General features: G+C 66.6%; 10 protein-coding genes and 1 tRNA gene. 7 read left to right on the top strand and 4 right to left on the bottom strand.

Annotation, left to right across the window (positions count from 1 at the left end; all coding sequences use genetic code 11):
- Nucleotides 1-666: 666 nt before the first annotated feature.
- From ACFX4F_RS13300 to ACFX4F_RS13285, 4 genes are all read left to right on the top strand, one after another.
- Entirely contained in the window at nt 667-882 is a 216-nt protein-coding gene (locus ACFX4F_RS13300; protein WP_025879252.1) for a hypothetical protein, read from the top strand.
- A gap of 207 nt (nt 883-1,089) precedes the next feature.
- Nucleotides 1,090-3,483: a Tex family protein gene (locus tag ACFX4F_RS13295; RefSeq protein ID WP_380656005.1), complete on the top strand. Its 2,394-nt coding sequence runs from the start codon at nt 1,090-1,092 to the stop codon at nt 3,481-3,483.
- Nucleotides 3,484-3,687: 204 nt separating this feature from the next.
- The gene (locus ACFX4F_RS13290; protein ID WP_380656002.1) at nt 3,688-5,889 is read left to right on the top strand and encodes a PAS domain S-box protein; all 2,202 of its coding nucleotides are present in this window, start codon (nt 3,688-3,690) and stop codon (nt 5,887-5,889) included.
- 64 nt (nt 5,890-5,953) lie between these two features.
- A complete protein-coding gene (locus ACFX4F_RS13285) occupies nt 5,954-6,193 on the top strand; it encodes a hypothetical protein (protein WP_380656000.1) in 240 nt (79 codons plus the stop codon).
- Nucleotides 6,194-6,225: 32 nt separating this feature from the next.
- Here the strand turns inward: ACFX4F_RS13285 and ACFX4F_RS13280 are convergent, their stop codons facing one another.
- Nucleotides 6,226-6,516 carry a putative quinol monooxygenase gene (locus tag ACFX4F_RS13280; RefSeq protein WP_099821542.1) on the bottom strand — a complete coding sequence of 97 codons (291 nt, stop codon included), beginning with the start codon at nt 6,514-6,516 and terminating at the stop codon, nt 6,226-6,228.
- Nucleotides 6,517-6,569: 53 nt separating this feature from the next.
- Nucleotides 6,570-7,658: a DUF5694 domain-containing protein gene (locus ACFX4F_RS13275; protein ID WP_380655996.1), complete on the bottom strand. Its 1,089-nt coding sequence runs from the start codon at nt 7,656-7,658 to the stop codon at nt 6,570-6,572.
- Between the two features lie 161 nt (nt 7,659-7,819).
- On the opposite strand from ACFX4F_RS13275, the gene ACFX4F_RS13270 reads away from it, so the two are divergent.
- Nucleotides 7,820-8,113, top strand: coding sequence for a hypothetical protein (locus ACFX4F_RS13270; RefSeq protein WP_380655994.1), 294 nt, complete (start codon nt 7,820-7,822; stop codon nt 8,111-8,113).
- Between the two features lie 255 nt (nt 8,114-8,368).
- The gene (locus ACFX4F_RS13265) at nt 8,369-10,210 is read left to right on the top strand and encodes a methyl-accepting chemotaxis protein (RefSeq protein WP_380655992.1); all 1,842 of its coding nucleotides are present in this window, start codon (nt 8,369-8,371) and stop codon (nt 10,208-10,210) included.
- A gap of 18 nt (nt 10,211-10,228) precedes the next feature.
- Here the strand turns inward: ACFX4F_RS13265 and ACFX4F_RS13260 are convergent, their stop codons facing one another.
- Together ACFX4F_RS13260 and ACFX4F_RS13255 are read right to left on the bottom strand one after the other, a co-directional pair.
- Nucleotides 10,229-10,795, bottom strand: coding sequence for a GNAT family N-acetyltransferase (locus ACFX4F_RS13260; RefSeq protein WP_380655989.1), 567 nt, complete (start codon nt 10,793-10,795; stop codon nt 10,229-10,231).
- 81 nt (nt 10,796-10,876) lie between these two features.
- Nucleotides 10,877-10,962, bottom strand: a tRNA-Leu gene (locus tag ACFX4F_RS13255).
- 139 nt (nt 10,963-11,101) lie between these two features.
- On the opposite strand from ACFX4F_RS13255, the gene ACFX4F_RS13250 reads away from it, so the two are divergent.
- A complete protein-coding gene (locus ACFX4F_RS13250; protein ID WP_100460341.1) occupies nt 11,102-11,482 on the top strand; it encodes a response regulator in 381 nt (126 codons plus the stop codon).
- The last annotated feature ends 7 nt before the right edge of the window (nt 11,483-11,489 follow it).

The following is an 11,489-nucleotide window of genomic DNA, read 5'->3' as shown; positions in this document are numbered from 1 at the left end:
CAGGTGGGTTGCGCAGGGGCCGCTGCAAGTACGTCCCTGTAAGCTCGGTCGCCGCATCCATGCGGCTCACGCCCCTGCGCAACCCACCTGCCCGACCCCTGACAGTTTCCGTGTGCGCCCAGCCACGGTCGCGCGCTGCGCTTGCTCGTGTAGAGCCGAGCCTGCGCTCGGCTTCGCGGAATGGCCTGAAAGCAGCCGAGCGTAGGCTCGGCTCTACAAGAAACGACCGGCCAGGTCGCTTTTGCTTTTGATCTTCTTTTTCTTTTCTGTGGGTAGCAGACCGCAGAAATCTGTCAGAGGGCGGGCGGGTTGGGTTCGCGGGGGTGTCCGCGGCATGGATGCCGCGGCCAAGCCTCCAGGGACGGATTCACGGCGTCCCCCGTGAATCCAACCCGGCCGACCAGCGCGACGGCTTTTGCATTCCGCGACCAGCCAAACCCACCCACGAGGGGCTGCGCCGTTGGCTGGAATCCCTCTATTCGTTAGCCGAAAGTTAAAGATCCGTAAGCATTCTGCTGCGATCCCGCAGTCATCTGCATGCAACCGATCGTCATTAGTCTTCGTGACGTTCCAGTCAGCTTGGTCGCGGTAAGCTCTACCCAGATGGGCTCGCAAGTACCGCTCATCGTGTGCAGTACGCAGTAGCAATTTGGAGGAAGACATCACATGGCAATCGTTCTTTATGTCGGTGGTAGCAAGGATGGCGAGAAGGGCGTGGTGCCCTACGGCTTCAGCAAATCCCGCGCCGATACCGCGCTGGGGCCGGAGTTCTACACGGAGCGGTTCATGGAACTGCAGGGTGTCGGCAAGGTCCGCCTGATGGCGCTTGAGAGCCTGCGTGACGACATCGTCATGCAGCGTGCCGCCCGCCACTACCGCTGACCTTCGCACTACGCGGCAGGACGCGCTCCACCATCGCGCGTCCGCGCCGGCATCCCAGCCCCGGGGCCAGTCCGAGCCCCACTTGCCAGGATGCCGGCGTCCGATCCGGACCCGCCGCCTGAACCGCCGTTCTGTCAACGCCTTGTCCCTGCCGCCCGCGCATTGCAAGAATGGGCCTTTCCCGCAATGCGGCCCAGGCCGGAAACAATGCACGACGCCAAGCACGCCCAGCGCCAGCTCGCCCAGCAGATCGCCCAGACCATCGCCGAAGAAATCGGTGCCCAGACCGCCCAGGTCAGCGCCGCCGTCGGCCTGCTCGATGAAGGCGCAAGCGTTCCGTTCATCGCCCGCTACCGCAAGGAAGTCACCGGCGGCCTGGACGACACCCAGCTGCGCAACCTGGAAACCCGCCTGACCTACCTGCGCGAACTGGAAGACCGCCGTGCGGCGGTGCTGGCCAGCATCGGCGAACAGGGCAAGCTCAGCGATGAGCTGCGCAACGAGATCCTCGCTGCCGACACCAAGAGCCGGCTGGAAGACCTGTACCTGCCGTACAAGCCCAAGCGCCGCACCCGCGCGCAGATCGCCCGCGAAGCCGGGCTGGAGCCGTTGGCCGACGGCCTGCTGGGCGATCCCACGCAGGACCCGCAGATCTTTGCCGCCACGTTCGTGGATGCCGACAAGGGCGTGGCCGATACCAAGGCCGCGCTGGAAGGTGCCCGCGCGATCCTGATGGAGCGCTGGGGCGAGGACGCCACGCTGGTGGGTGAACTGCGCAGCTGGTTGAGCGAGCAGGGCGTGATCCGTGCCCGCGTTGCCGAGGGCAAGGAAACCGAGGGCGCCAAGTACCGCGATTACTTCGAACACGCCGAGTCGCTGGCGAAGATCCCCTCGCACCGGTTGTTGGCGCTGTTCCGTGCGCGCCGCGAGGAGATCCTGTTCCTGGAACTGGACCCGGGCAAGGATGCCGAGGCGGGACATCAGTACGCTGAAGGGCGCGTGGCGCACAACGCCGGCATTCGCGATGCGGGGCGCCCCGCTGATCGCTGGCTGCTCGATGCCTGCCGCCTGACCTGGCGAGCCAAGCTGCACATGCACCTGCTGCTGGACCTGTTCAACCAGGCCCGCGAGAAGGCCGAGGCCGAAGCCATCGCGGTGTTCGGCGACAATCTCAAGGATCTGCTGCTGGCCGCGCCGGCTGGCCCGAAAAGCGTGCTGGGCCTGGACCCGGGCATCCGCACCGGCTGCAAGATCGCTGTGGTTGACGCCACCGGAAAGCTGGTCGCCACCGATACCATCTACCCGCACGAACCCCGCCGGCAGTGGGAGCAGTCGCTGCAGACGATCAAGCAGTTGTGCACCAGGCACAACGTACAGCTGATCGCGATCGGCAACGGCACTGCCAGCCGCGAGACCGACAAGCTGGCCGGTGAAGCCATCAAGTCGCTGGGTGACAACGCACCGCAGAAAATCGTGGTCAGCGAAGCCGGGGCTTCGGTGTATTCGGCGTCGGAAACGGCGGCCAAGGAGTTCCCCGATCTGGACGTGTCGATCCGTGGCGCGGTATCGATCGCGCGCCGCCTGCAGGATCCGCTGGCCGAGCTGGTGAAGATCGAGCCGAAGGCGATCGGTGTCGGGCAGTACCAGCACGACGTGGACCAGTACCGCCTGGCGCGTGCGCTGGATGCGCGGGTGGAGGACTGCGTGAACGCTGTCGGCGTGTACGTAAACACTGCTTCGGCGGCGCTGCTGTCGCGCGTGTCGGGCCTGTCGTCGACGGTGGCCGAGAACATCGTGCGCCACCGCGATGACAACGGTCCGTTCAAGCGTCGCAAGGACCTGTTGAAGGTGTCGCGGTTGGGCGAGAAGACGTTCGAGCAATGTGCAGGCTTCCTGCGTATCGCCGATGGTGATGAGCCGCTGGATGCATCGTCGGTGCACCCGGAGGCCTACCCGGTGGTCGAGCGCATCGTGGCCAGCACCGCGCGCCCGATCAAGGCGCTGATCGGCGACGGCAGCTTCCTGCGCGGGTTGAAGGCCGAGCAGTTCACCGACGAAACGTTCGGTGTGCCGACCGTGCGCGACATCCTCAAGGAACTGGAAAAGCCCGGCCGCGATCCGCGCCCCGAGTTCAAGGCGGCCCGTTTCGCCGAGGGCGTCGAGGACATCAAGGACCTGCGCGAGGGCATGGTCCTGGAAGGTGTGGTCAGCAACGTGGCCGCATTCGGTGCGTTCGTCGATATCGGCGTGCACCAGGATGGCCTGATCCACATCTCGGCGCTGTCCGATACCTATGTGAAAGATCCGCGTGACGTGGTCAAGGCCGGCGACATCGTCAAGGTGAAGGTGCTGGAGGTGGACGTGCCGCGCAAGCGCATCGCCCTGACCCGTCGTCTGGACGACACGCCCGGCCAGGCCACCAGCCGCCCGGGCAGCCGTGACGAACGCAGCCAGGGGCAGGCGCCGCGCCGCGACGCCGGCAACCCAGGGCAGGGACGTGGCCAGGGGCGCAACCCGGGCACCGGCGGACGCCCGGCACAGGCCGCGCCGCCCGCCAACAATGCCCTGGCCGAGGCGTTCGCCCGGGCCAAGCGCAGCTGAGTCCGTGGTCCCCCTCCCGGCGCGGGCCGGGGTGGGGGACTTGTCGATGTTCCCCGGCAATGCGCACACTTGCGCTGGAAGGGGCGCCTGGGCCCCTGCTGTCGCTGGGGAGGCCATGCCGTCAGCACCATCCGCCTGGTTCCGTGACCGCTGTGGCACCTCGCCACGGCCTGCGGGCAGCTGCGTCGGCAGGGGAGGCGGCTGATGGCCGATCAGGGCAACAGCGGCAACGTACTGCTGGAGCGTCGGCTGCAGGAACTGGCCGAAGAGCGCCGTCGCCTGGCGATGATCATCGAAGGCACTGCGGCTGGCACGTGGGAGTGGAACGTGCAGAGCGGACAGATGCGGGTCAACGAACGCTGGGCCGAGATCGTCGGCTACCGGTTGGATGAGTTGGAGCCGATCTGCCAGAAGACCTTCATCGCGCTGGTCCATCCGGATGATCTGGCGCTGTCCGATGCGGCCCTGCAGGACCACTTCGATGGCCGCACCGACCACTATGTCTGCCTGTTGCGCATGCGTCACAAGAACGGTCAATGGATCTGGATCCACGACCGCGGACGGGTATTCGAGTGGGACGGTCAGGGCCGGCCGCTATGGATGGCCGGTGCCCATGCCGACGTCACCGAGCTGCAGCGGGCGCGCCAGGACGCGGCCGAAATGCGGCAACGCCTGCAGGCGGTGGTGGATGCCTCCGACGAAGTGGCGGTGATCGCCACCGACACCGACGGCACCATCACCCTGTTCAACACGGGCGCACAGCGGCTGCTCGGCTACACCGCGGCTGAAGTAGTGGGTGGGCGCCGGCTGGATGCGTTCCACGACCCGGTTGAACTGCAGGCGTGGCTGCGACCGCTGGCGACTGCTGACGGACAGGTTCCCGGTGTGTTCGAGGCACTCAGTGCGCGTGCCGACGGCCAGACGTATTCGCGACAGTGGACGCTGCTGCGCAAGGATGGGCAGCGCCGCCAGGTGCGCCTGTCGATCAGCCGCATGGATGGCGCCGATGGCGAGCGCATCGGTTACGTCGGCATGGCCATCGACATTACTGAAATCCTGCAGGCCCGCGCCGAGGCCCGCTTGTCGGCGGAGAAGTTCGCCGGTGCGTTCACCTCGGCGGCACTGGGCATGGCACTGGTGTCGCTGGAAGGACGCTGGCTGGATGTCAATGATGCGCTGTGCCGCATTCTCGGTTACCCGCGCGAGGAACTGCTGCAGGTCGATTTCCAGCGCTTGACCCATCCGGCCGATCTGCAGACCGACCTGGCCCTGGTGCAGGATCTGCTGGCGGGGCGGCGCACCCACTATCACCTTGAAAAGCGCTACGTGGGCCGCGACGGCAACACCATCTGGGCACGGCTGTCGGTATCGCTGGTACGCAACGAGCGCGGCGAGCCGCTGCATTTCGTGTCGCAGATCCAGGATGTCAGCGCCCAGCGCAGCAGCGAGCAGCGCCTGTTCGAAAGCGAGCAGCGCAGCCGCATCACCCTGGATGCGGTTGCCGACCTGGTGCTCAGCGTTGCCCTGGACGGTCGCATCGAATACGCCAACGCGGCCGCCGTGCGAATGCTTGCCGGTGATGGTGCGCTGTCGCTGGCCGGGCATCGCGTGCAGGACGTGCTGTCGTTGACTACCGAATACGCACCGCAGTCGCAGCTCGACGTCAGCGTGCTGTTGGATCCGGAAAGCAATGCCGTGGACCTGCATGCCGATCTGCTGCTGCAGATGGGCAGCGCCGTGGTGCCGGTGGACCTGACCCGGGCCTGGCTTCGCAATGACGAGGGCCAGGTGCGTGGCGCGGTGTGGGTGCTGCGCGATGACACCCAGCAGCGTGCGCGCGAGCGCGAGGCGAGACACCTGGCGGAGATGGATCCGCTGACCGAACTGGGTAACCGCCGCGGCTTCGAAGTGCATCTGCAGCAGGCGATCACCCGGGTCGAGCGGACCGGGCAGGCGGCATCACTCATGTATATCGATCTGGACCGGTTCAAGCCGGTCAACGATACCTTTGGGCACCTGGCCGGCGATGCCGTGCTGTGGGCCGTGGCCAGCGTATTGCGCCATGGCGTGCGCGATTCGGATGTGGTGGCGCGGCTGGGCGGTGACGAATTCGCCGTGATCCTGTCCGGGTGCAGCCCGCGGCGCGCGGCGCGCATCGGTGGTGAACTGCTGCACACCCTGTCCAGCCTGTCCATTCCGTGGGACCAGCATCAGCTGCGGATCGGCGCCAGCATCGGCATCGCGCCGCTTGCCGCCGGCATGAGCGTGGACCAGGCCGTCGCCGCCGCCGATGCCCAGTGCTACCGGGCCAAGGCGATGGGCCGCAACAACGTGCAGGTGCAGGGAGAAAGCAGTGAACTTCCCGGCGGCGCGTCGGCGGACGGCAGCGACCTCGGCGATGGCTGATCTCACCCTGTGAGAGGGGCGCGGCGAATACTGCGCCGACACCCTACCTCCGCAGGAAAACGAAATGAGGTCCTGGAACCTGAGTGCCGTCCGTGCCTATGCGCCAGCCACTATCGGCTGGTCCCTGGCTCTGTCCGGCTGGCTGCGGCTGGAGCAGCTGCGCAATGATCAGCAGGCCCGGATGCTGGTCCCCGTGGTGCAGTGGGGCGTGGCGGTGATGCTGCTGGTCACGCTGGGCTGCATCGTCGCTGCCAGCGTGACGATCTGGCGTGCCCGGCGCGGTGATACGCAGCAACGCCCTTGATCTGCACGCAGGGCAGGGCAGACGATGGACGGCTACAGCGCAGCCGGATCCATCAGCAGGAACGTGCCCGGACTGCGCTGGTGCGCATCGATCAGGGGGACCAGGCGGCGGAAGTGCTCGGTTGCACAGTGGGTGTCCAGCGCTGCGCGATCCGGCCACTGCTCAATGAATATGAAGTGGCCGGGATCCTTCTGGTCGACGAACAGGTCGTAGGCGATGCACAGAGGTTCGCTCCGCGTGCAGGCAACCAGCTCGCGGTATAGCGGCAGGACGATTTCGACCGCGTCAGGATGGATGAAATCCTCGGCGATGACCTTGAGCATGCTGGAACCCCCGTGCAGGAAACGCAGCATTGTAGGTGCGTGCGGCCAGGACCTCAGCGCAGCACCGCTTCGGCATCCACCAGCTGCACGTCGTGCATCATGTTGAGATAGGCCTCGTAGTAGCCTTTGTGCGAAGCGCCAACGATGGCCAGCAGGCGCGTTCCCGGTCGCTCGCCCAGCACTTCGCGGATGTTGGAGACCATGCGCAGGTTGCGGGTTTCCCAGTAGCCCACATAGTTGCGACCAAAGCCCTGGGGGGAGGGCTCGACCAGCGCCGCGCCGAAGTCCGCCTGGTAGGCCTGCAGGCCGACGCCGGGGCGGTTGTAGGCGCGGTACAGGTCCAGCACGCCACCGACCTTGCCGACGTTGGCATACAGCGGCTCGTCGGCGTCCCGCCGTGCGTCTGCGTGCGGGTTGTCCCAGGCCTTCATCATCGCTTCGCGTGCCGCCTTCTCGTCCTCGGGCGGGGTGGGCGAATCGGCGGTATGGTCGTCCACTGCCCACAGGCGCTCCAGCCCCAGGCGGGCAGCGAGGACTGCCGCCACCAGGTTGGTTTCATTGCGGCGGGTCAGGCTCTTGTCGAGAATCTCCACCAGCGCAGCATCCAGGCCGTCGCCGGCGATGCGCTCCTGCACAGGCAGACGCAGCCATTGCACCTGCGCCGATCCGCGCTCGCCAGCGGCCAGGAACACCGCGGCCAGGTGCCGACGCTGCGCTGCTGTCGGGCTTGCAGGCCATGCCGACAGCAGGCGTCCCATCTCGGCGTTGGCGCTGGGCACGTCGAGGCCGGTGGCGACGCGGGCCTCATCGGTGTCGTAGCAGTAGGTTTCAACGCTTTCGGCATAGCGGCTGGGATTGCGACGCATGAAGTCGCACTGCAGGCCGGACAGGTTTTCGGTGGCAATCGCCTCCGGACGCCAACGTGCCAAACGCTCCAGCAAGGGCTCCAGCAGGGCCGGCTCGAAGGTCTTTGGCAGTTCCGACAGATGTGCTGTCCCAAGCACCAGTACTTCGTTGTGGCGACCGGCGGGTGGTCCTTTCAGCTGGTCGGGATGGAAGTTGGGACGGAACCCCGCGTCGCTGGCCACTGCGCCGGCACTGCACAGGCTGAGGATGATGATGGCGCTCAAGCGTCGAAGCATGCTGCCTCCCAGCAAAAATCCAGTAAGTGGGCGCATGCTGCCGGCAGCGTGCCGGCAGGGGATGTCCCGATGGTCATTGCAACCTTCTGCGCGCCTGCTGCATCCCCCTTTCCGTCGGCGCTGGTCCAGAATGGTGGCTGGAAGACTTCCGGAAGCGCGTCATGGATGAAATCGCCACCATCGTAGCCGCAGGCGCCGTGCTGGGTGCACTGGCTGGCTGGATCGGGCCAGGCAGATGGCGGTGGCAGCTGGTGCGCCTGGCACCGTTGCTGCTTGTGCCGTTCGCGCTGTATGTCCTCGCCACCCGCAGCTGGATCTTCGGTGGTGGCGGGCCGCTGGTGGAGCCCTCGCTGCTGGTCGTCTGCGGCAGCCTGGGCTACCTGCCGGCGGTGCTGGCAACGATGCTGCTGCGCTGGGTTCTGCGGCGCGCTGCCGACCAGGGGCTGGCTCCCTAAAGTTGTTGGCCGCCCCGCCGATACCTTCTCTGGAGCCCGCTGCGGGCTCCCGCTGCCGGACCCGAGGCTGCCTCCAATGGGCGGCCCGTGCCGTGTGCTCCGCCGCTGTTTGATGACGATCGCAGCTGCCTTACTGTTTCTGCCAGTCGCTCGAGTGACGCCTTCCGGCGTCTGCACGTCCCAGGCAATCGAAGTTGCCGCCGGGCATCCCGCCCGGCGGGTCGCAACCGCTACCCGGACACCGAGGATCAGACGATGCTTATTTCAGGCTCCATGGAAGGTGCTCAGGCGCCGGCCGAAGTGCTCACCCGTTGGTCTCCCCTGCGCGCGCTGCAGGGGGTGTTGGGCAGGCAGCGCCGCGCCACGGAGGTGGCCGAGCAGCATCGGCGGCACGTCGAGCTTGAGGCCCAGGTTGCCGCACTGCATCGGGTGCAGGCGGTCATCGAGTTCGCCCTCGACGGCACCATCCTGCAGGCCAATGACAACTTCCTGCAGGCAGTGGGCTATCGCCTGGATGAGATCCAGGGCCGGCATCACTCCCTGTTCGTCGATCCCGAACACGGGCGCAGTAGCGGATACCGCGACTTCTGGGCGCGGCTGGGCCGCGGTGAATTCGATGCAGGGCAGTACCAGCGCTTCGGCAAGGGGGGGCGCGAGATCTGGATCCAGGCGTCCTACAACCCGGTGCTTGACCAGCACGGGCGGCCCTACAAGGTGGTCAAGTTCGCGACCGACATCACGGCGCAGAAGCAGCAGGCGGCCGAGTCGGCGGGACAGCTGGCCGCCATCGACAAATCGCAGGCGGTGATCGAGTTCAGCATGGATGGCCGCATCCTGGCCGCCAATGCGAACTTCCTGGCTGCCACCGGCTATACGCTGGAAGAAGTGCGCGGCCAGCATCATTCGCTGTTCGTCGAGCCCGACTACCGGGCCAGTGTCGAGTATCGCCGGTTCTGGGAAAAGCTCGGCTCCGGCGAGTACGACGCAGGCCAGTACCGGCGGCTGGGCAAAGGTGGCCGCGAAGTATGGATCCAGGCGTCTTACAACCCGATCCTCGACGCGGGCGGACGGCCGTTCAAGGTCGTCAAGTACGCCACCGACATCACCGCACAGGTGCATGAGAGCCAGGCCATGCAGCGCGCGGTGGCGCAGACGCGCGAGGTGGTGGCGTCGGCAAAGGAAGGCGACCTGACCCGGAGCATCGCCATGGCCGACAAGAGCGGCCCGATCGCCGAACTGTGCGGCGGCGTCAACGCGCTGGTCGAAGCGATGGCCGGAATCATCGGCCAGATCAAGTTCGCCGCGGACACCATTGCGGTGGGTGCGAGCGAAATCGCCGAAGGCAACAACGACCTGTCCCAGCGCACCGAGCAGCAGGCGGCATCGCTGGAAGAAACCGCGGTGTCGATGAAGGGGCTGGCCGAGACCGTGCAGCGCACTGCGACCAATGCGCGCCAAGCCAGCCAACTGGCCGGCGGCGCGGCCGACGTGGCCGCACGCGGTGGCCAGGTGGTGCATGAAGTGGTCTCGACGATGGCGGTGATCAATGCCTCGTCGCGTCGCATCGTCGACATCATCGGGGTGATCGACGGCATTGCGTTCCAGACCAACATCCTGGCGCTGAACGCGGCCGTGGAAGCGGCGCGTGCCGGTGAGCATGGTCGTGGTTTCGCCGTGGTCGCCACCGAGATCCGCGAGCTCTCGCAGCGCTCGGCGGGTGCTGCGAAGGAGATCAAGCAGCTGATCGATGCGTCGGTTGCCAACGTCGGCGCCGGAACGGCGCAGGTCGAGAGCGCAGGGCGGACCATGGACGAGATCGTGGTCGACGTGCGCCGGGTCAGCGACCTGATGACCGAGATCAGTGCCGCTGCGCAGCAGCAGAGCGACGACATCCAGCAGATGAACCACGCGGTGGATCTGATCGACCAGGGCACGCAGCAGAATGCAGCGCTGGTGGAAGAGGCCTCAGCGGCTGCGCGCAGCATGGAGGAGCAGTCGTCGCAACTGTTGCAGACGGTGGCGGAGTTCCGTGTGCACGCGGGGGCAGGGGCGGGCCATGGTCATGGCGTGCATGCGCCGGCGCTGCGGGTGGTGTAGGGCGCAGACGCGCGCGACCTATGGGGCGGCGCGGTCGTCGCCCTGGTCGCCATGCAGCTGCGGGTGAGTGTGCGCATACATCCAGAAGTCGCGCGGCTGCCCACGGACATGGCGATAGGACCGCAGCAATCCCTCGCGTTGCATGCCTACGCGTTCGAGCACGGCAATGGATCGCAGGTTGCTGTCGAGCACGGTGGCCTGGATGCGTATGCAACCCAGTGCGATATGCGCCCAGGCGATGACCGCGCGCGCAGCTTCGGTTGCCAGCCCGCGTCCCTGGTGCGCAGGGGACAGGTCGTAGGCCAGTTCGGCGCGGCGGTGCTCGATGTCGATGTCGTTGAGGCCGACGGTACCGAGCAGCTGGTCGGCACTGTCGAGGATGGCCCAGCGGCGGCATCGTGCGTTGCGCGCATGGTCGACGATCTGCCGCTGCAGAGCCTCTACAGAGACATCGCTCCAACTGGTGTGCTCGACCGCGCCCGGTAGCGACAGATAGCTCGACCAGGCGACCGCGTCCTGCAGGGCCAGTTCGCGCAGATGCGCCGGGAGTGCGAGGGGAAGGATGGGAGTGGAGTGCAATGCCATCGCTGCAGTGTCGGCGGCGCCGGTCGGGCAGGGCAAGACCGGAAACGACAAAGGCCAGGTCGTGGACCTGGCCTCTGATCGTGGTGCCGGTGAAAGGACTCGAACCTTCATGGGGTCACCCCCGGCTGATTTTGAGTCAGCTGCGTATACCATTCCGCCACACCGGCAGCAGCGGGCTAGTGTACCCGAGCCCGGCGGGCGTTCATAGAGGTGCGGGCGGACGGAGCTGAAATGGCGTTCAATTGTCGGTATCGGCCGGTGGCTGGCTATACTGGCGAGGCTTAACAGGCACGGGAGCGATAGCCTATGTCAGCGTTGCAGGACCTGCGGGTGCTGGTAGTTGAAAACGACGAGATGAGTGCGGCCCTGCTGCAGATGCAGCTGGTGCAGTCCGGTGCTCTGGTCGTCGGCCTGGCCGCGTCCGTTGCCGAGGCACTGCGCCTGCTGGAAGAGGCCGCCCCTGACGTGGCCCTGCTGGATTACCGCTTGGCCCACAACGAGACCAGCGAACCGGTTGCCGCGGCGCTGGCCGCGCGTGGCGTGCCGTTCGTGCTCGCCACTGGCATGGCCGCTGAACAACTGCCGGTCGCGATGCAATCCGGTGTGCTGCTGATCAAGCCCTATCTGTCGGCGGAACTGTCCAAGGCCTTGGTCCGCGCCGTGGGGCGTTCCAGCGCCAACGCCTGATCCAGCC

It is taken from the genome of Stenotrophomonas sp. YIM B13575 (assembly GCF_042787595.1).
Classification (GTDB): domain Bacteria; phylum Pseudomonadota; class Gammaproteobacteria; order Xanthomonadales; family Xanthomonadaceae; genus Stenotrophomonas; species Stenotrophomonas lactitubi_B.
The sequence above is the reverse complement of the archived record's forward strand: the minus strand, read 5'-3'. Positions and strand labels throughout refer to the sequence as shown.

Coding starts and splice junctions, on each gene's coding strand:
- ACFX4F_RS13300 (WP_025879252.1), top strand. CDS start 667: ATGGCAATCGTTCTTTATGTCGGTGGTAGCAAGGATGGCGAGAAGGGC.
- ACFX4F_RS13285 (WP_380656000.1), top strand. CDS start 5,954: ATGAGGTCCTGGAACCTGAGTGCCGTCCGTGCCTATGCGCCAGCCACT.
- ACFX4F_RS13295 (WP_380656005.1), top strand. CDS start 1,090: ATGCACGACGCCAAGCACGCCCAGCGCCAGCTCGCCCAGCAGATCGCC.
- ACFX4F_RS13260 (WP_380655989.1), bottom strand. CDS start 10,795: ATGGCATTGCACTCCACTCCCATCCTTCCCCTCGCACTCCCGGCGCAT.
- ACFX4F_RS13265 (WP_380655992.1), top strand. CDS start 8,369: ATGCTTATTTCAGGCTCCATGGAAGGTGCTCAGGCGCCGGCCGAAGTG.
- ACFX4F_RS13250 (WP_100460341.1), top strand. CDS start 11,102: ATGTCAGCGTTGCAGGACCTGCGGGTGCTGGTAGTTGAAAACGACGAG.
- ACFX4F_RS13270 (WP_380655994.1), top strand. CDS start 7,820: ATGGATGAAATCGCCACCATCGTAGCCGCAGGCGCCGTGCTGGGTGCA.
- ACFX4F_RS13275 (WP_380655996.1), bottom strand. CDS start 7,658: ATGCTTCGACGCTTGAGCGCCATCATCATCCTCAGCCTGTGCAGTGCC.
- ACFX4F_RS13280 (WP_099821542.1), bottom strand. CDS start 6,516: ATGCTCAAGGTCATCGCCGAGGATTTCATCCATCCTGACGCGGTCGAA.
- ACFX4F_RS13290 (WP_380656002.1), top strand. CDS start 3,688: ATGGCCGATCAGGGCAACAGCGGCAACGTACTGCTGGAGCGTCGGCTG.